Annotated in this window: 16 protein-coding genes; 4 read left to right on the top strand and 12 right to left on the bottom strand. The window is 64.7% G+C overall.

Features of this window, described 5'->3' with window-relative positions:
• Positions 1–157: 157 nt before the first annotated feature.
• A complete protein-coding gene (gene efp / locus LY622_RS04095; protein ID WP_066445412.1) occupies positions 158–724 on the bottom strand; it encodes an elongation factor P in 567 nt (188 codons plus the stop codon).
• 100 nt (positions 725–824) lie between these two features.
• Here efp and epmB point away from each other — a divergent pair, with 100 nt between their 5' ends.
• Complete coding sequence (gene epmB, locus LY622_RS04090; RefSeq protein WP_234289723.1) at positions 825–1,871, top strand: EF-P beta-lysylation protein EpmB; 1,047 nt, start codon at positions 825–827, stop codon at positions 1,869–1,871.
• A 169-nt stretch (positions 1,872–2,040) separates the two neighbouring features.
• On the opposite strand, the gene leuA is transcribed toward epmB, so the two are convergent.
• From leuA to pgi, 10 genes are all read right to left on the bottom strand, one after another.
• Positions 2,041–3,756 (bottom strand): 2-isopropylmalate synthase, encoded by a 1,716-nt coding sequence (gene leuA / locus LY622_RS04085; protein WP_234289722.1) that lies wholly within the window; start codon positions 3,754–3,756, stop codon positions 2,041–2,043.
• A gap of 384 nt (positions 3,757–4,140) precedes the next feature.
• The gene (locus LY622_RS04080) at positions 4,141–4,452 is read right to left on the bottom strand and encodes a protealysin inhibitor emfourin (RefSeq protein ID WP_234289721.1); all 312 of its coding nucleotides are present in this window, start codon (positions 4,450–4,452) and stop codon (positions 4,141–4,143) included.
• A gap of 44 nt (positions 4,453–4,496) precedes the next feature.
• Positions 4,497–5,540 (bottom strand): M4 family metallopeptidase, encoded by a 1,044-nt coding sequence (locus tag LY622_RS04075; RefSeq protein ID WP_234289720.1) that lies wholly within the window; start codon positions 5,538–5,540, stop codon positions 4,497–4,499.
• 75 nt (positions 5,541–5,615) lie between these two features.
• A complete protein-coding gene (locus LY622_RS04070) occupies positions 5,616–6,458 on the bottom strand; it encodes an ion transporter (protein ID WP_234279318.1) in 843 nt (280 codons plus the stop codon).
• Between the two features lie 408 nt (positions 6,459–6,866).
• A complete protein-coding gene (locus LY622_RS04065; protein WP_234289719.1) occupies positions 6,867–7,124 on the bottom strand; it encodes a TIGR02647 family protein in 258 nt (85 codons plus the stop codon).
• A 63-nt stretch (positions 7,125–7,187) separates the two neighbouring features.
• On the bottom strand, positions 7,188–8,414 hold the full coding sequence (serB, locus tag LY622_RS04060) for a phosphoserine phosphatase SerB (RefSeq protein ID WP_234289718.1): 1,227 nt from the start codon (positions 8,412–8,414) through the stop codon (positions 7,188–7,190).
• A 143-nt stretch (positions 8,415–8,557) separates the two neighbouring features.
• Entirely contained in the window at positions 8,558–10,813 is a 2,256-nt protein-coding gene (gene parC, locus LY622_RS04055; RefSeq protein ID WP_234289717.1) for a DNA topoisomerase IV subunit A, read from the bottom strand.
• 7 nt (positions 10,814–10,820) lie between these two features.
• On the bottom strand, positions 10,821–12,701 hold the full coding sequence (parE, locus tag LY622_RS04050; RefSeq protein WP_234289716.1) for a DNA topoisomerase IV subunit B: 1,881 nt from the start codon (positions 12,699–12,701) through the stop codon (positions 10,821–10,823).
• Entirely contained in the window at positions 12,698–13,342 is a 645-nt protein-coding gene (locus tag LY622_RS04045) for a YqiA/YcfP family alpha/beta fold hydrolase (protein ID WP_234289715.1), read from the bottom strand. Before LY622_RS04045 ends, parE begins: the two co-directional genes overlap by 4 nt.
• Before the next feature lie 63 nt (positions 13,343–13,405).
• A complete protein-coding gene (pgi, locus tag LY622_RS04040; protein WP_234289714.1) occupies positions 13,406–15,097 on the bottom strand; it encodes a glucose-6-phosphate isomerase in 1,692 nt (563 codons plus the stop codon).
• Between the two features lie 92 nt (positions 15,098–15,189).
• Here pgi and cmoA point away from each other — a divergent pair, with 92 nt between their 5' ends.
• Together cmoA and cmoB are read left to right on the top strand one after the other, a co-directional pair.
• Positions 15,190–15,933: a carboxy-S-adenosyl-L-methionine synthase CmoA gene (gene cmoA / locus LY622_RS04035; protein WP_234289713.1), complete on the top strand. Its 744-nt coding sequence runs from the start codon at positions 15,190–15,192 to the stop codon at positions 15,931–15,933.
• A gap of 1 nt (position 15,934) precedes the next feature.
• Positions 15,935–16,927, top strand: a complete 993-nt coding sequence (gene cmoB / locus LY622_RS04030) for a tRNA 5-methoxyuridine(34)/uridine 5-oxyacetic acid(34) synthase CmoB (protein WP_234289712.1) — start codon at positions 15,935–15,937, stop codon at positions 16,925–16,927.
• 15 nt (positions 16,928–16,942) lie between these two features.
• Here the strand turns inward: cmoB and cueR are convergent, their stop codons facing one another.
• Positions 16,943–17,371 carry a Cu(I)-responsive transcriptional regulator gene (gene cueR / locus LY622_RS04025; RefSeq protein ID WP_234289711.1) on the bottom strand — a complete coding sequence of 143 codons (429 nt, stop codon included), beginning with the start codon at positions 17,369–17,371 and terminating at the stop codon, positions 16,943–16,945.
• Positions 17,372–17,695: 324 nt separating this feature from the next.
• On the opposite strand from cueR, the gene LY622_RS04020 reads away from it, so the two are divergent.
• Positions 17,696–17,893, top strand: a complete 198-nt coding sequence (locus LY622_RS04020; protein WP_234289710.1) for a heavy-metal-associated domain-containing protein — start codon at positions 17,696–17,698, stop codon at positions 17,891–17,893.
• The last annotated feature ends 234 nt before the right edge of the window (positions 17,894–18,127 follow it).

Below are 18,127 nucleotides of genomic sequence, written 5' to 3'. Positions count from 1 at the left end.
GGCCTACGTGGAAGCCGTAGCAGAGTGCGGCTGATCCGGCGACAGGCACTTCGCGGAGGCGCTGTGAACCCATCCCTGGGCGCTACATTTGTCATCCCTGACAAATGACCTCCGCTTCGAGCTGTCCCCGGCGCCGCTAGCCATGGAGTCTCTTTTCTTAGGCTCGTGAAACGTACTCGCCGCTGCGCGTATCAATTTTCAGCACTTCACCCTGGTTGATGAACAGCGGCACTCGGACCACGGCGCCGGAGGAGAGCGTGGCCGGCTTGGAGCCGCCCTGGGCGGTGTCGCCCTTGAGGCCCGGGTCGGTCTCGACCACTTCCAGCTCGATGAAGTTGGGCGGCGTCACGCTGATGGCGTTGTCGTTCCACAGGGTCACGGTATAGGCCACCTGCTCCTTGAGCCACTTGGCCGTGTCGCCCAGGGCCTTCTTCTCGACCGCATACTGCTCGAAGGAACCATCGGTCTTCATGAAGTGCCACATGTCGCCGTCGGAGTAGAGATACTCCATTTCCAGATCCATCACGTCGGCACCCTCGAGGGATTCGCCTGACTTGAAGGTACGTTCCCAGACGCGGCCGGTGATCAGGTTGCGCAGCTTGACCCGGCTGAAGGCCTGCCCCTTGCCCGGCTTGACCAATTCGTTCTCGACGATCGAGCAGGGGTCGCCGTCCAGCATCACCTTCAGCCCGCCCTTGAATTCGTTGGTAGAATAGTTCGCCATATTGCCTCTCGAATGATCGAGCGCGTCGCAGCACGGTCTGGACGCGCGGATATGAAATCGACGAGGAACCAAGCCCTCGCCTATGTGACTGGTGTGCCGCATGATAACCCGAAGCCCCGCCCTTTTGCAGAGACAGGCGTCATCGCAACCCGATGTGACGCCCTTGATTCTGCCCTCAGCCTGGCAAGCCCAGCTCTCGGGCGTCATTCGCGACCCGCGGGAACTGTGCCGCCGCCTGGGCCTCGACGACAGCTGGCTGCCGGGGGCAGAGCGCGGCCACGAGCTATTCGAGGTGCGCGTCCCGGAGGCGTTCCTGGCACGCATGCGCCACGGCGACCCGAACGACCCATTGCTGCGCCAGGTGCTGCCGCTTGCCGCCGAAGGCGAGGCGGTACCCGGTTACATCACCGACCCCCTGGCGGAAGCCGGCCACACCCCGGCACGGGGACTGATCCACAAGTACGCCGGCCGCGTCCTGCTGATCGCCAGCCCCACCTGTGCGGTGAACTGCCGCTACTGCTTCCGGCGCCACTTTCCCTACGAACAAAACGCGCCCTCCCGCAGCCAGTGGGATGCCTCCCTCGAGTATCTACGTGGCGACACCTCGATCAGCGAAGCGATCCTCTCCGGCGGCGACCCCCTGGCCGCCAGCGATCGCCAGCTCGCCTGGCTGGTGGAGCGGCTCGATGCCATCCCCCACCTGAAGCGACTGCGCATTCACACCCGGTTGCCGGTGGTGATTCCCGACCGGGTCGACGATGTCCTGCTCGGCTGGCTCTCGGCGACGCGCCTGCAGAAGGTGGTGGTGCTGCATATCAACCACGCCCAGGAGATCGACGACGCCGTGGTCGCCGCCTGCGGTCGACTCAGGGAAGCGGGCGTGACTCTGCTTAACCAGAGCGTGCTGCTGCGCGGCGTCAACGACAGCACCGATGCCCTGGCCACGCTCTCCGAGCGGCTCTTCGAGGCCGGTGTGCTGCCCTACTACCTGCATGTGCTCGACCCGGTGGCCGGCGCCGCCCACTTCGATGTGGCAGACGAAGAGGCCCGCGAGCTGGTCGCGGGCCTGAGGGAGATACTGCCTGGCTTCCTGATGCCACGGTTAGTGCGGGAGATTCCCGGCGAGGCTAGCAAGACACCGCTTTAGGCTCCAAAACCAGAGACGGCGACACTAGCGGCGCCGGGGACGGGTCGAAGCGGAGGTCATCCTTCAAGGATGAAGGATGTAGCGCCCAGGGATGGGTTTACAGCGCCTCCGCCTAGACCCGTCGCCGGAAAGCCGCGACGCATCGACCACCTAGAGCGACCGGTTGATCTCATTTCACTTCCTCCAGCGTCGCTGCGGTCACGTTGGCGGCCGGCGGCTGGGTGGAACGGTAGCGATTGATGGCGCTGACCACGGCCTTCATGGATGCGGTCGTGATGCTCTCGTCGATACCGACACCAAACACCGCCTCGCCCTCGATACGCACTTCCACGTAGGCGATCGCCTCCGCATCGGAGCCCTGGCCGCGAGAGTGCTCGTGATAGTCGATGATTTCCACGTCGTGGCCGGCCGCCGCCAGCGCCTTGATAAAGGCCGCCAGCGGGCCGTTACCCTCGCCGCTGATGGTCCGCCGCTCACCGTGCTCCTCGATACTGGCTTCGAGCTTCACCTTCGGACTGTCAGGGTCCGAGGAGAGTCGATGATTGAGCATCGCATAGGGCGAGGTACGAGCCAGGTACTCGTCGGCGAAGGCCTGGTAGATCATCTGGGACGTGATCTCCTTGGCCGTACGGTCAGCGACCTCCTGCACGACGTGGCTGAATTCGATGGAGAGCCGGCGCGGCAATTCGATGCCGTGCTCCTCCTCCAGCAGATAGGAGATGCCACCCTTCCCCGACTGGCTGTTGACGCGGATCACCGCCTCGTAGCTACGACCCACGTCGAGGGGATCGATGGGCAGGTAGGGCACTTCCCAGACCGCCTCGGGGTCGGCACGACGCACCGCCATGCCTTTCTTGATCGCGTCCTGGTGGGAGCCGGAGAAGGCGGTGAAGACCAGATCGCCCACATAGGGGTGGCGCGGGTGTACCGGCAGCTGGTTGCAGTACTCCACCTCGCGCATGATCGGCGTGATGTTGGAGAAATCGAGGCCGGGATGCACGCCTTGGGTGTAGAGGTTCATGGCGAGGGTGACGATGTCGACGTTGCCGGTACGCTCGCCGTTGCCGAACAGGGTACCCTCGACGCGATCGGCACCGGCCATCACGGTCAGCTCGGCCGCCGCCACGCCGGTGCCGCGGTCGTTGTGCGGGTGGACGCTGACGATCAGGCTGTCGCGGCCCTTTACGTTGCGGCAGAACCACTCCACCTGATCGGCGTAGTTATTGGGCGTGGCGGCCTCCACGGTGGCCGGCAGGTTGACGATCATCGGCTTCTCGGGGGTTGCGCCGTAGGCCTCCATCACCGCCTCGACCACCTCCTTGGCAAAGTCCATCTCGGTGGTGGTGAACAGCTCCGGCGAGTACTGGAAGCTCCAGTTGGTCTCGGGGGCTTCGCTCATGCGCTGCCGGATCTGCGTGGTGGCGTCCACGGCGATGCCGATGCACTCCTCCTTGCTGACACCGAACACGACGCGGCGAAATACCGGATCGGTCGCGTTGTAGACATGGACGATGGCGTTCTTGGCGCCCTTCAGGGACTCGAAGGTACGATCGATCAGGTGCGGGCGCGCCTGGGTCAGCACCTGGATGGTCACGTCGTCGGGCACCTTGTCCTGCTCGATCAGGGCACGGACGAAGTCGAAGTCGGTCTGGGATGCCGAAGGAAAGCCGACCTCGATCTCCTTGAAACCGATCTTCACCAGCAGGTCGAAGAAGCGCTGCTTGCGCTCGTGATCCATGGGATCGATCAGCGCCTGGTTACCATCGCGCAGGTCGACACTGCACCACAGCGGCGGTGTCTCGATACGTTTGCTCGGCCACTGGCGGTCGGGCAGATCGACGGCGACGAAGGGGCGGTACTTGGCGGCGGGGTTATCGAGCATCATGGCGGCATTCTCGCTGAGTAGGCGTTCTGGTGTTCAGTATACGGTTCGGCGTCATGGTTGTGTCAGGAGCACGGGGAATCCGGCTGCACGGAGTCGCGCAGTAACGGAAGCGCCCCGGCTGCACGAGGCATGCCGGGGCGCTGGAATCACTAGCACGTCGGTGTATGCGAACGATCGCGTCGGAAACGATCGCATCGGAACCATGGCGGCTACGGGTAGAGACGGGGAAGAATGACATTTCGGTACCTCAACTGACCTGGACAAGATATCGCGATGCACGGCATCGCCCGGCGCGTTTAAAGGCCGGTTAGTAGTCGTAGGTCCAGGCTGAGGTGGCGAAATGAGAGTTTCATGTCTCTAGAAAATCAGTCTGGCGTCGGCTTGTCAAGCCTGGCCGTCCGTCTTCTTCTTCAATGGCGCGATTTCGGCCCTGCGCCACCACGCCAGAAGCGCCTGTGGCGCCGACTCCTCGGCGACTACCTGGGACCAGAGGACCTCACCACCTTCATCCACCAGCGCCACGCAGAACCGACGGCGATCGTTGCCGGCCTCCCTGTCGGGTATCCCGGATAACGCCAGCAACAGGGACTGCAGTTCGCTGAGCTGCGCCTCGCTGCAGCGAGCGCAATGGACGCAGCGGGGACGAGCCAGCCCGGGGAAGTGGGCAAGGCCACCCTGGCGGCTCAGACGCAACACGCGACCTGGTCCCAGCGCGGGCGGCTCCCCTACGGGATCCTGCGTCACGGCAGCACACCGACCGTGCGCCAGGCTTCACGCACCGCCTCGACGACCTCGCTCGACGCACCGAATCGCCTGGCGGCGTTATCCCGCGTCAGCCCGGCAAAGGTGGCGAAGTCGCTGTTGCGTGCCAACCGTTGGTCGACCAGGGTGTCGTACCAGACCCATCCCGCACGCTCCCAGGCATGACCACCCAGGGCCATGGCAGCCAGATGGAAGGCCCGATTGGGAATGCCCGAGTTGATATGCACCCCGCCGTTGTCCTCACGGGTTTCGACCAGGTCGTCCATATGGCCGGGCTGAGGGTCACTGCCAAGCAGGGGATCGTCGTAGGCCGTTCCGGGCTCGGCCATGGAGCGCAGGGCCCGGCCGGCAACCCGCTCCGTGAACAGGCCCTCGCCGATCAACCAGTCGGCCTCCTCGACACGCTGTTCCCGTTGGCGCTGCTTGACCAGGCTGCCGAAGACGTCCGACAGCGACTCGTTGAGGGCCCCGGCCTGATAGGCATACTCCAGCGCCGCCTCGTGCTGGATGACGCCGTGGGTCAGCTCATGGGCGATGATATCGGCGGCAATGGTGAAGCGGTTGAAGAGTTCTCCGTCTCCGTCGCCGAAGACCATCTGCTTCCCGTCCCAGAAAGCGTTTTCGTACTCCTTGCCATAATGCACGGTAGCCAGCAACGCCATGCCCTGGTCATCGAGGGAGTGACGACGATAGACCTCCCAGAACAGGCGATAGGTGGCCCCCAGCCCGTGATAGGCCTCATCGATGGCCGGATCACCGCTGTCGCCCTGCCCTTCACGGCGCACCAGCTTGCCCGGCAGCACCTGCTGCTGCTCGGCCGAATGAACATAGCGGGCCGGCTCGCCCCGACGCTGGCTGCCCGGAGGCAGCGTCACCGCCCCGGCGCGGGCGCGAAACCGGCTATCGACGAGTAGCGTATGGCGCGCGCACTCGCGCAATCTCGGGCTACCGCCATTGGCGACACGCTCGAGCAGATAGGGGGGCAAGAATGGCCTTGCTGCCGGTGAGTTCGAAACGCTCACTGCTCCTCCTGAGTCCTTTCTGGGGTCGACCTCGTCCTTCGAGGCCTGGCCTGATTGCAGTCGATCCAACGCCTTTTATATTAGGCGCTTATCCTCCCTTCGCTCCAGCATCGTCTCCATTCGCGACAGCTGGTCGCGAAGCTCGCGCACGTCGTTGCGCAGGCCGTGCAATTCAGCGGCCTCCCCCTTGCCGCTTTCGAGTTCGATCTGGATGCTCTCCTTCTGCATCACGTCCAGCACGATGCCGATCATCATGTTGAGAAAAATGAAGGCGTTGAGAAAGATGAAGGTGAGGAAGAATATCCAGGCGTAGGGGTAATACTCCATGGTCGGATAGAGCACCGCCGTGGCCCAGCTCTCGAAGGTCGCCACCTGAAACAGGGTCAGCATGGCCAGCGAGATATTGCCCCAGAGCCGCTCGTCCACGTCATGGAACAGGAAACTGCCAAGCGCCGCATAGATGTAGAAGATGATGAACATCAGCAGCGCCACGTAACCCATGCGTGGGATCGACTTGAACAGTGCCGCCATCAGCATGCGCAGTTCGGGAATCATCGATACCAGGCGCAGTACACGGAAGATGCGCAGCAGGCGGGCCAGCAGCACCATTTCCGAATCGTCCATGGGGATCAGGCTGGCGGTGACGATCAGGAAATCGAAGACGTTCCAGCCATTCCTGAAGAAATCGCGCAGACGCTTCTCCGCCGCCATCCGGATCAGTATCTCCACCAGGAAGAACACCGTGACAGCCACATCCAGCACCAGCAGCACCTGCTGGAAACGGGTGACTTCCTCGTAGGTCCGGGCGCCGATCAGCAGGGCCGAGAACACGATGATGGCGATCACCGTGAGTTCAAAAAACTTGTTGGCGCGCAGACGCTCGAAGCGCAGGCGCCAGGTGTCGAAGGAAGCGCTCATGTATTCAACTCTCTCATAAGCGTTTGAGGAAAAAGGGAAACAAGCGCCGAGCAAGGAACCGGCAGCCGGCATATCAGCCGAGCGGGGCGGGTGCTACGTACATTTCGACGTAAAAATGCCACCGCCGGGAGCGGCGAATGGTACCACGGCGGGCGACGGTTCTACGCGAAATCTGGCGTTGATCGAGGGGTGTGGTGGGTGCCTCGGAACCAGGGCGCGAGGCAGGAGGGACGAGTCAGCGGCGTTGATGTCGCCGCCGCCAGACGCTGCACAAAAACTGCCTACACTCGACGAATTTCGTACAGAGCCGGGCTGGTAGCTCTCGTTGGAAATTCCCCATACAGCCCCCCGGCCGGGGCTGTACCGGCCGGGGGGCTGTATGGGTAAACTACTGACAGGCTGTGACCGTCAGGTAGTGAGGTCGACGGGGGCGAGCAGGCCCAGCAGGTCCTGGGCGTGCTGGGCCGCTTCCCGGCCCAGCGGGGTCATGTAGCCGCCGTCGGCCTGTGTGACCAGGCCCTTGGCATAGAGGCGCCCTGCAGCGGCAATGGCCTCGGGCGCGGCGCTGGAGTGAACCTTGATCCCCTCCTGGGTCGTATCCAGGTTGTAGAGGCAGAGAATATTGAGCTCTTCGAGTTGCTCGGTAGTGAAACGCGGTTGGGGCATGGCGACCTCCGGTCTGATGGGGTTCTTCGAAGGTAAGCCAGAAAGCCTCCTGGAACCAGCGCTTCAGCGTCTCTCGTCTTCCAGGTCCACCTGTCGATAGCCCATCAGGTAGAGCACGGCATCGATGCCCAGGGTCGAGATCGACTGTCGTGCCTGGCTGCGCACCAGCGGCTTGGCGCGAAAGGCGATGCCCAGCCCCGCGGTGGCAAGCATCTTCAGGTCGTTGGCGCCATCGCCCACGGCGATGGTCTGCTCCAGGGTCAGGCCTTCGCGCTCGGCGATCTCCCGCAGCAGGGCGGCCTTGCGATTGGCATCGAGGATCGGTTCGCGGACCTCGCCGGTCACCTTGCCGTTCTCGATCAGCAGCTCATTGGCATGCACCTCGTCGAAGCCGAGCTTCTCCTGCAGGTGCCTGGCGAAGTAGGTGAAGCCACCGGACAGGATCACCGTACGATAGCCCAGCCGCTTGAGGTGGTACATCAGCCGCTCGACGCCATCCATCATCGGCAGGGTATCGGCGATCTCGGCGAGCACGGCCTCGTCGAGGCCCTTGAGCTTGGCCATGCGCTCGCGGAAGCTCTGCTGAAAGTCCAGTTCCCCGCGCATGGCGCGCTCGGTGATCTCGGCCACTTCGTCGTAGACGCCATGGCGGCGCGCCAGCTCGTCGATCACCTCGGCCTTGATCAGGGTCGAATCCATGTCGAAGCAGACCAGGCGACGATGGCGGCGCCAGATGGAGTCCTCCTGGATGGCGATGTCGACGCCATGCATGGCACCCAGTGCCAGCGCCTTCTCGCGCAGCGCGTCGAGATCCACTTCCTCGCCGCGCAGCCAGCACTCGACGCAGGCGCCCTGGGTGTGGTGATCCCGGGGTACGCCACCGTCCAAGGGCTCACGGCCGGAGAGACGATGAATCAGTTCCACGGTCAGGCCATGCTCGGCGGTGAGTGCGCCGACTTCGGCGAGGATGCCGGCAGGCAGGTGCGGTGCCAGCAGGGTCAGGATCAGCCGCGGTTCGCTGGCCTGAACGCTCCAGCGCTGGTAATCCTCGGCGCTGACCTGGATCGCCTGGATCTCGAGACCCAGGGTGTCACCGGCGGCACTCAGGGCGCTCTCCAGGTCGCTCTCCCGGTCGAGCCCGACCAGCGCCTCCAGCGAGACCATGCCGAAGGTCACGCTCTGGTTGATGTCGAGCAGCCGCGCGCCGCTGCGCGCCATGGCCTGGCCCAGGCCGGCCAGTTGGCCGGGTCGTGCCGCGCCGGTGGCGCGAATCAGCAGTCGTCGTGTCATGCATGCCTCAGGATACGCTGATAGGACGGCTTTCGGCGCCAGGTCTTCGAGGAGGCGCTGTGAACCCATCCCTGGGCGCTACATTTGCCATCCATGGCAAATGACCTCCTCTTCGACCTGCCCCTGGCCGTCAGGTTATGGCTTTAGTCTGCCGAGCTTTCCAGCCTATCGACCTTCTGCAGGCCGCGGGGCAGCTTGCTGCCACGCCGGCCACGCTCACCACGATAGTAATCCAGTTCGGCGGCCTTGAGCGTCAACTTGCGCTTGCCGGAATGGATCACCAGCGCGGCCCCTTCTGGCAGTACGGTGATATCGCGCACCAGTTCCTCGCGGCGAGCGGCGCGGGCGCCGGGGATATCGATCATCTTGTTGCCCTTGCCCTTGGCCATCTCGGGCAGCTGGTCGAGCGGGAAGAGCAGCAGGCGCCCCTCATTGGATACCGCCGCCACGTAGCTGCCCTGCCCCTCCGGCACCTGAATCGGCGCCATCACACGGCAGCCCTTGGGCACCGAGAGCACCGACTTGCCCGACTTGTTCTTCCCGGTCAGATCCTCGAGTCGCGCCACGAAGCCGTAGCCGCCATCGGAGGCAAGCAGGAAGCGAGTGGACGGCGGGGCCAGCATGACACCGGCCATGTGGGCCCCCGCCACCACGTTCGCCCGCCCGGTCACCGGCTCGCCCTGGCTCCTGGCGCTGGGCAGATTGTGGGCCGCCAGGGTATAGGCACGCCCGGTATCGTCGAGCAGTACCAGCGGCTGATTCGTCTTGCCTCGGGCCACCAGCGCGAAGCGGTCGCCAGACTTGTAGGAGAGCCCTTCGGGATCGATGTCGTGGCCCTTGGCGGCACGAATCCAGCCCTTCTCGGAGAGCACCACGGTGATGGGGTCGGCCCCCATCAGCTCGACCTCGGACAGCGCCCGGGATTCCTCGCGCTCGACGATCGGCGCACGCCGCGCATCGCCGTGCTCACGCCCCGCCTCGTGGATCTCCTCCTCGATCAGGTCGGTCAGGGCGGCTTCGTTGCCGAGCAGTTCCTGCAGGCGCTTGCGCTCCTCCTCCAGGGCATCCTGCTCGCCACGGATCTTCATCTCCTCGAGCTTGGCCAGGTGGCGCAGGCGCAGCTCGAGTATCGCTTCGGCCTGGCGATCGGTGAGTGCGAAGGCGCGCATCAGCTCGGCCTTGGGTTCATCCTCCTCGCGGATGATGCGGATCACCTCGTCGAGATTGAGGTAGGCCGCCAGCAGGCCCTCGAGGATGTGCAGCCGGTCCTCCACCTTGCCCAGTCGATGCTCCAGGCGCCGGCGGACGGTTTTGCGGCGGAAGGTGAGCCATTCGCCGAGCATGTCGGGCAGCGGCATCACCCGCGGCCGGCCGTCCAGACCGATGACGTTGAGATTGACGCGGATGTTCTTCTCGAGATCGGTGGTGGCGAACAGATGCGCCATCAGTGCCTCGATATCGACCCGATTGGAGCGCGGCTCGATCACCAGCCGTGTCGGGTCCTCGTGGGTCGACTCGTCGCGCAGGTCGGCCACCATGGGCAGCTTCTTGGCGTTCATCTGGGCGGCGATCTGCTCCAGGATCTTGGAGCCGCTGACCTGGTAGGGCAGCGCGGTGACCACGACCTTTCCCTCTTCCAGGACGTAGCGTGCCCGCAGCTTCACCGAGCCACGGCCGCACTCGTAGAGTTTGCGCAGGTCGGCACGGGGCGTGATGATCTCGGCCTTGGAGGGGAAGTCGGGGGCCGGCAGGAACTCGACCAGGTCCGCCGTGGTGGCATCCGGGTTACGCAGCAGGTGACAGGTGGCCTCGACCACTTCGCTGACGTTGTGCGGCGGTATATCGGTGGCCATGCCCACGGCAATGCCGGTGCCGCCGTTGAGCAGCACGTGGGGCAGCCGCGCCGGCAGCACCACCGGCTCGTTCATGGTGCCGTCGAAATTGGGCGTCCAGTCGACGGTGCCCTGGCCCAGTTCGGCGAGCAGCACCTCGGCGAACTTCGACAGCCGCGCCTCGGTGTAGCGCATGGCGGCGAAAGACTTGGGATCGTCGGGGCTACCCCAGTTGCCCTGGCCGTCCACCAGTGGGTAGCGGTAGCTGAACGGCTGCGCCATCAGCACCATCGCCTCGTAGCAGGCGCTGTCGCCGTGGGGATGGAACTTGCCCAGCACATCGCCGACGGTACGCGCCGACTTCTTGTACTTGGCGTTGGCACCCAGCGCCAGCTCGCGCATGGCGTAGATGATGCGCCGCTGCACCGGCTTCATGCCGTCGCCGATATGCGGCAGCGCCCGGTCGAGGATCACGTACATCGAGTAGTCGAGGTACGCCTTCTCGGTGTATTCGCGCAGCGAGAGGCGTTCGACGTCGCCTTCCGCCACCTGGATATCCATGGTCATAAGGGGATCAGACCTCTATGTCTGCGAGGTTGCCGTAATCTTCGAGCCAACTCTTGCGATCGCCGGCACGTTTCTTCGCCAGCAGCATGTCCATCATCTCCATGGTGCCGTCGCCGACTGCGCGGGTGAGCTGCACCAGGCGCCGGGTCTCCACCGCCATGGTGGTCTCGCGCAGCTGCAGCGGGCTCATCTCGCCCAGCCCCTTGAAGCGTTGCACGTTCACCGTGCCGCGCTTGCCCTCCAGGCGTCGCAGGATCGCCGCCTTCTCGCTCTCGTCCAGGGCATAGTGAACCTCCTTGCCCAGGTCGATGCGGTAGAGCGGCGGCATGGCGACATAGACATGGCCGGCGTCCACCAGCGTGGGGAAGTGGCGCACGAAGAGCGCGCACAGCAGGGTGGCGATATGCAGGCCGTCGGAGTCGGCATCGGCGAGAATGCAGATCTTGTGGTAGCGCAGCTTGGAGAGGTCGTCGCTGCCCGGGTCCATCCCCACCGCCACGGCGATGTCGTGAACCTCCTGGGAGCCGTAGATATCGTGAGACTCGACCTCCCAGGTATTGAGGATCTTGCCGCGCAGCGGCAGGATCGCCTGGGTCTCGCGGTTGCGTGCCTGCTTGGCACTGCCCCCGGCGGAGTCCCCCTCCACCAGGAAGAGCTCGCCCTGGGCCGGGTCCTGCCCGGAGCATTCGGCCAGCTTGCCCGGCAGGGCCGGGCCCGAGGTGACCTTCTTGCGCGCCACCTTCTTGGCGCTCTTCTGGCGCCGCTGGGCGGCGTTGATCACCAGCTCGGCCAGCGCCTCGGCCTGGTCGACGTGGTGGTTGAGCCACAGCGAGAAGGCATCCTTGACCACTCCGGCAACGAAGGCCGCCACGGTGCGCGACGACAGGCGCTCCTTGGTCTGGCCGGCGAACTGGGGGTCGAGCATCTTCACCGACAGCACGTAGGAGACGCGCTCCCAGAGATCGTCGGCGGTGAGCTTGACGCCCCGCGGCAGCAGGCTGCGGTATTCGCAGAACTCGCGCAGGGCATCGAGCAGCCCCGAACGCAGGCCATTGACGTGAGTCCCGCCCTGGGGCGTGGGGATCAGGTTGACGTAGCTCTCCATCAACGGCTCGCCGCCCTCGGGCAGCCACTGGATCGCCCAGTCCACCGCCTGCTCGTCGTCGGCGAAATGGCCGATCAGGGGCGAGGCCGGCAGCACCTCGAAGCCATCGGTGGCCTGGGCCAGGTAGTCGCGCAGGCCATCCTCGTACTGCCAGACGCTCTCGGCACCGTCGGCCTCGACCAGGGTGACCTTCAGCCCCGGGCAGAGCACCGCCTTGGCCCGCAGCAGGTGCTGGAGCCGGCCCATGGCCAGTCGGGGGCTATCGAAATAGCTGAGATCGGGCCAGAAGCGCACGATGGTACCCGTGACCCGCTTGGCCACGCTGCCTGTCACCGCCAGCTCCGACACCTTCTCGCCATGCTCGAAGGCCATGGCGTGCCGGCTGCCGTCGCGCAGCACCTCGACCTCCAGGCGCCGCGACAGCGCGTTCACCACCGAGACCCCGACGCCGTGCAGGCCGCCGGAGAAACGGTAGCTGGACTGGGAGAACTTGCCGCCGGCGTGGAGCCGGGTCAGGATCAGCTCGATCCCCGTGACGCCGTGTTCGGGATGCATGTCGATGGGCATGCCGCGGCCGTCGTCGCTGACCTCGATGCCACCATCCTCCAGCAGCCGAACGGTCACTTCCCGGGCATGCCCCTCCAGCGCCTCGTCGACGCTGTTGTCGATCACTTCCTGGATCAGGTGGTTGGGGCGGGTGGTGTCGGTATACATGCCGGGGCGCTTGCGCACCGGGTCGAGGCCGGAGAGTACTTCGATTGAGCTGGCGCTGTACTGTGTCATGCGTCGTCCATATCCAGATCCTGATCGGAAATGCGCCCGGGCTCCAGGCGGTGGCCACCGTGGGCGAGAATCGCTGGAAGATACTCTGCCAGCATGCCGAAGGCATGATCGCCACCGGGGTGCAGTATGGTCCGGGCACCGCGATAGAGATCGAAGGCGTCCGCCGGGTCGAGGCTCTCGTCGGCCGTCCCCAGCAGCAGCAGATAGCGCTCGGGCGAGACCGACAGCGGTGTCAGGCTCGCCAGTTCCTCGATGTGGCTCGACTCGATGGCAAAGCGCTCGCCGGTATGCGCATTGACGAAGACCTCGTCGACCCAGCCCGTCACCAGGCGCACCGGCCGCACCGCCGGGTTGATCACCACCGCGGGCAGGTCATGCCGCTCGGCCAGACAGGTGGCCAGGAACCCACCCATGGAGCTGCCGGCCACCAGCGGATTCGGCCCCAGCTCGCCGAGTCGTGCCTCGGCGAGCCGATAGGCGGCCGCCGGCCGGTGCGGCAACTGGGGCGTCTCGCAGCGCAGTCCCAGCGCCTTGCAGGCCAAGCGCACCAGCGCCGCCTTAGGTGAGCCAACGCCGCTGTTGAAACCATGGAGGTAGAGTACACCGCTGGCACTCGGCCTGCGCTTCGGTGCACTCAGCATACCCAAATACCTGTATGCATTACCAGTTTCACTTTCGTCTCATCGCTTGTTTCACCTTCCGCCTCAGCGTTCGTCACGACTCGCGTCTTCCGCTTCCGCCTGCCAGACGGCCTCGACCAGGGCCCGGGTGGAGGCGTCCATATGTTCGCCGCCGGCGTGATTGGACAGGATCTCCTCGGTCTCGCCAGCGATCTGCTTGCCAAGCTCGACGCCCCACTGGTCGAAGGGATTGATCCCCCAGATCGTCGCCTGCACGAAGACCTTGTGTTCATAGAGCGCAATCAGCGCCCCCAGGGTGGCGGGGGACAGGCGATCGAGCAGCAGCGTGGTGGAGGGCTGATTGCCTCGGTAGCGCTTGTGGCCGGGTCGTTCTCCCGGCTCGTCGATGGCGTCGTCACCCAGCATCAGGAGCCGCGACTGGGCGAAGCAGTTGGCGAGCGTCAGGCGGTGCTGCGACTTGAGATGCTCGCGGGTCTCCGGTTCGGCGACGTCGTCGTAACGCCGCAGCGGGGCGATGAAGTCGCAGACCACTGGCTGGGTGCCCTGGTGCAGCAGCTGGTAGAAGGCGTGCTGCGCGTTGGGGCCAAGCTGCCCCCAGAGCACCGGGCAGGTCGAATAAGCCACCTCGCGGCCATCATGGCTCGCCGACTTGCCGTTGGACTCCATCTCCAGTTGCTCGAGATAGGCGGCGAAATACTCCAGCCGACCATCGTAGGGCAGGATCGAGTGGGCACGGATATCGAGGAAGTTGACGTTCCAGATGCCCGCCAGGGCCAGAAGCACCGGCAGGTTGTCGGCGAGAGGCGCTTCGGCGAAATGACGGTCCATGGCATGGGCGCCAGCGAGGAAGTCGCGGAAGTGAGCCATGCCGACCACCAGGGCGATGGGCAGGCCGATGGCGCCCCACAGCGAATAGCGCCCCCCCACCCACTCCCAGAACTCGAGCTGATTGGCCTCGGCAATACCCCATTCGCTCATCTTATCGGGCTTTGCCGAGACGCCGATGAAATGCTGGCGCATCACCATCGACTCGTCCACGCCGCCATCGCCGTTACGCACCAGCCGCGACAGCAGCCAGTCCCGGGCGGTACGAGCGTTGGAGAGGGTATCGATGGTGGTGAAGGATTTCGACGAGATCACGAACAGGGTGGTCTCGGGGTTGAAGCGGCTCAGGTAATCGACCAGCTGCGAGCCATCCATGGTCGAGGCGAAGTGCACGTCGATATGGGCGGCATCTGCCGGCCGATAGTCCGCCAGGGCGTGCGTCACCATCAGCGGGCCGAGATCCGACCCCCCCACCCCCAGATTGACCACATCATGAATGGGGTGGCCGGTGGCACCGCGCCACTGACTGGTATGGAAACGCTCGACCATGGCTTCCAGCTTTGCCAGGGTGGCATGCACGCCGGGCACCAGGTCCTCCCCTGCCACCACCAGCGAGGCATCCCGTGGCAGGCGCAGCGCCGTGTGGAGGGCCGGACGATCCTCGCTGATATTGACTCGCTCCCCGGAAAGCAGCGCCTCGATGGCTTCGGGAACGTGCGCCTCCCGGGCCAGATCGAGCAGCAGCGCCATGGTCTCGTCGGACCAGCGCTGCTTGGAGAGATCCAGCGTCAGGCCCGCCGCCTTCCGCGTAAAGGCCCGGCCACGCTGCGGATCGTCGAACAGCTCACTCAAGTGGCGCTTGCGCATCTCACCGGCATGGTCCGCCAGCGCTTCCCAAGCGGCCGTCCGATCGATGGGGGAATGGCTCATTGCGAATCCTCCTTGTTCGTTGTCGTCCATTGATGCAGCCAGCCTACGACACGCGTAACATAGTGGCCAACCTGCACTTTCCGGCATGCCCCATGAGTGATGCATCTTACCGTGACGCGATCTTTTCCACACCCCTGGACCGGGTCGCGCGCTTCTCCTTCGATGAACAGGTCGTCGCCTGCTTCCCCGACATGATCCGCCGCTCGGTGCCCGGCTACGGCCAGATCCTGGGGATGCTGGGCCTGATCGCCCAGCGCCACCTGCGCCACGGCGCCCATGTCTATGATCTCGGCTGCTCGCTGGGCGCGGCGAGCCTGGCCCTGGCCGGCCAACTGCCTGCGGACGCCTTCCGGCTCACCGCGGTGGATCTCTCACCGGCCATGGTGGCGCGGGCCCGCGAGACCCTGGCGGACGAATGCCCCGGCCATGCCATCGAGGTCGTCGAGGGAGACATCCGCACCCTCGACTATCGCCCCTCGGGCATGATCGTACTCAACTTCACCCTGCAGTTCCTTCCCCGAGAGGACCGGGACGCCGTGATCGCCCGGCTCCATGAGGCACTGGAGCCCGGCGGGGTGCTGGTGCTTTCCGAGAAGGTGGTCGACCTGGACGAGCAGGACAACGCCTGGCGCGTGGAGCGCTACCACGACTTCAAGCGCGCCAACGGCTATAGCGACCTGGAGATCAGCCAGAAGCGCAACGCGCTGGAGAACGTGCTGGTACCGGACAGCCTCGATGCCCACCATGACCGTCTCGCCCGGGCCGGCTTCTCGCGTTCGCTGACCTGGTTCCAGTATCTCAACTTCGCCTCCCTGATCGCGTTCAAGGAGGCCTGAGGTGGCGATTCCCGTCGAACAGCGGCCGCTCTATCACGCCTTCGTCGAGCAGGGCCTGGACACCTGGCTGGCCCGCCTGCCCGAGCAGTTGGCCCGGGGCCTGGACCGCCGCCGCTACGGCGACCTGCCGGCCTGGGAGAAGGCTGTCTCCAAGCTGCCCGCCCTGCCCGAGGCACGTGACGTGCGCCTGGATGCCGATACCGTGACGGTCGACTGCGCCCTCCCCGATTCACAGCGCCGCCAGTGCGAGAACCTGCTGAGAAAGCTGATGCCGTGGCGCAAGGGCCCCTATTCGTTGGTCGGCATTCCTATCGACACCGAGTGGCGCTCCGACTGGAAGTGGCAGCGAGTGGCACCGCACCTGGCCTCGCTGGCCGGCCGGCGGGTGCTCGACGTAGGCGGCGGCAGCGGCTACCACGCCTGGCGCATGGCCGGCGCGGGGGCCGCCTTCGTGCTGGTGATCGACCCCTCTCCGCGCTTCTACTACCAGTTCCAGGCGCTGCGGCACTTCGTCGGAGATGCCGACGGCGGCCGCACCCACTTCCTGCCGGTAGGTATCGAGGAGGTACCGGAAGGGCTCGGCTTCTTCGACACGGTATTCTCCATGGGCGTGCTCTACCATCGCCCCTCGCCCCTGCAGCACCTGTTGCAGTTGAAGGACACCCTGCGCCCCGGCGGCGAGCTGGTGCTGGAGACCCTGGTGGTGGAGGGCGACGAGACCACTGTACTGCTACCCGGTGAGCGCTACGCCGCCATGCCCAACGTCTACTTCCTGCCGTCATCGAAGGCGCTGTGCCAGTGGCTCGAACGCTGCGGGCTCATTAACGTGCGGGTGGTGGACGAGGCGGTGACCACCACCGACGAACAGCGCGCCACCGAGTGGATGACCTTCCAGTCGCTGGCCGACTTCCTCGACCCGCACGACCCGAGCAAGACCCGCGAGGGCTACCCGGCGCCAAGGCGCGCCGTGGTGATGGCGAAGAAGCCGACGTAACGAGAAGACGGCGCGCTAGGAAGTTTCGACGTCGAGTTCGACGCTTTCTGCAACGCTCTCCGCTGCCAGGCCACTCAGGATGGGGCAATCCGGCCGCTTGTCTCCTTGGCAATGATCCACCAGGTGCTCCAGGGTCTGGCGCATGTCCTGCAGCTTCTTTATCTTGAGGTCCAGTTCCTCGATGTGCGCCTGGGCGACGGCCTTGACGTCGGCACTGGCCCGATGGCGGTCCTGCCACAGGGCGAGCAGGTTGCCCATCTGCTCCACCGAGAAACCCAGGCCCCGGGCCCGGGAGATGAAACGAAGCGCGTGAACGTCCTTCTCGCTGAAGATTCGATACCCCGACTCCGTCCGTTTGGCCGAAGCAATGAGGCCGATACTCTCGTAGTAGCGAATCATCTTCCCCGAGATGCCGGATGCCTTCGCCGCTTGCCCGATATTCATTTTGGATACCTCACATTATCAAGCCACCGATCCGCGAGGGCGTTCAGTTGCAGTGGCATAGTCTCTGACCATCGCTCGCCGGCTTAGCAGACAATGCCTAGGAGCCTGTCGATGGTGGCCTGCTGGCTCCTTGGGCGGGGAGCTGTCCCGCTGCTTCCGCCAGCTCAACGGAACCGGATCATTCCTTCCCATGATAGGAAACTTCGGGACAGGCGTCAGGTGGTATTGATTTTCATGCATGCATCGATCATTTCGTTTAGCGCTTGACCTTACAATAGTGGGAAGCTTTACGCTAGGAATTCCCAACCCAGAAGGAGCAGGACCATGTTGACGCTCAAAGTACCCAAGATGACCTGTGGCCACTGTGCCTCGACCGTCACGACCGCTATCAAGTCCGTGGATGCCGATGCCAACATCGAGATCGACCTCACCAAACAGCACGTGACGATCGAGAGTAGCGCCGATACAACGGCCCTTGCCGCTGTCCTCGAGGAAGCCGGCTATCCCAACGAGCTGGCGTAGCACTGAGGGGCCGAAGGTACCATTCGTATCTGCGGCCCTGTCTCCTCTCCCACTCTCCCTGGTCGTACCAGAAACTGAGGTCACCTCGCACCTCTCTCAGTGTCAGCTTTTTCTTTATTCCTCAGCCGCGTTCCATGACGCTTAACATGTATATTGTCTACATAGCACCTACTACATACAATGGCATGATGAGCGGAGATTGCCTCCCATCCAAACTTGTATTGCACCACAGCT

The organism is Halomonas alkalisoli, assembly GCF_021412585.1.
In the GTDB taxonomy this organism is placed as follows: Bacteria; Pseudomonadota; Gammaproteobacteria; order Pseudomonadales; family Halomonadaceae; genus Halomonas; species Halomonas alkalisoli.
Note: the sequence above shows the minus strand (reverse complement) of the source record. Positions and strands in the feature narration are given on the sequence as shown.

Coding starts and splice junctions, on each gene's coding strand:
- efp (WP_066445412.1), bottom strand. CDS start 724: ATGGCGAACTATTCTACCAACGAATTCAAGGGCGGGCTGAAGGTGATG.
- parE (WP_234289716.1), bottom strand. CDS start 12,701: ATGACACAGTACAGCGCCAGCTCAATCGAAGTACTCTCCGGCCTCGAC.
- LY622_RS04020 (WP_234289710.1), top strand. CDS start 17,696: ATGTTGACGCTCAAAGTACCCAAGATGACCTGTGGCCACTGTGCCTCG.
- epmB (WP_234289723.1), top strand. CDS start 825: ATGATAACCCGAAGCCCCGCCCTTTTGCAGAGACAGGCGTCATCGCAA.
- cmoA (WP_234289713.1), top strand. CDS start 15,190: ATGAGTGATGCATCTTACCGTGACGCGATCTTTTCCACACCCCTGGAC.
- pgi (WP_234289714.1), bottom strand. CDS start 15,097: ATGAGCCATTCCCCCATCGATCGGACGGCCGCTTGGGAAGCGCTGGCG.
- LY622_RS04045 (WP_234289715.1), bottom strand. CDS start 13,342: ATGCTGAGTGCACCGAAGCGCAGGCCGAGTGCCAGCGGTGTACTCTAC.
- LY622_RS04070 (WP_234279318.1), bottom strand. CDS start 6,458: ATGAGCGCTTCCTTCGACACCTGGCGCCTGCGCTTCGAGCGTCTGCGC.
- leuA (WP_234289722.1), bottom strand. CDS start 3,756: ATGATGCTCGATAACCCCGCCGCCAAGTACCGCCCCTTCGTCGCCGTC.
- LY622_RS04065 (WP_234289719.1), bottom strand. CDS start 7,124: ATGCCCCAACCGCGTTTCACTACCGAGCAACTCGAAGAGCTCAATATT.
- serB (WP_234289718.1), bottom strand. CDS start 8,414: ATGACACGACGACTGCTGATTCGCGCCACCGGCGCGGCACGACCCGGC.
- parC (WP_234289717.1), bottom strand. CDS start 10,813: ATGACCATGGATATCCAGGTGGCGGAAGGCGACGTCGAACGCCTCTCG.
- cueR (WP_234289711.1), bottom strand. CDS start 17,371: ATGAATATCGGGCAAGCGGCGAAGGCATCCGGCATCTCGGGGAAGATG.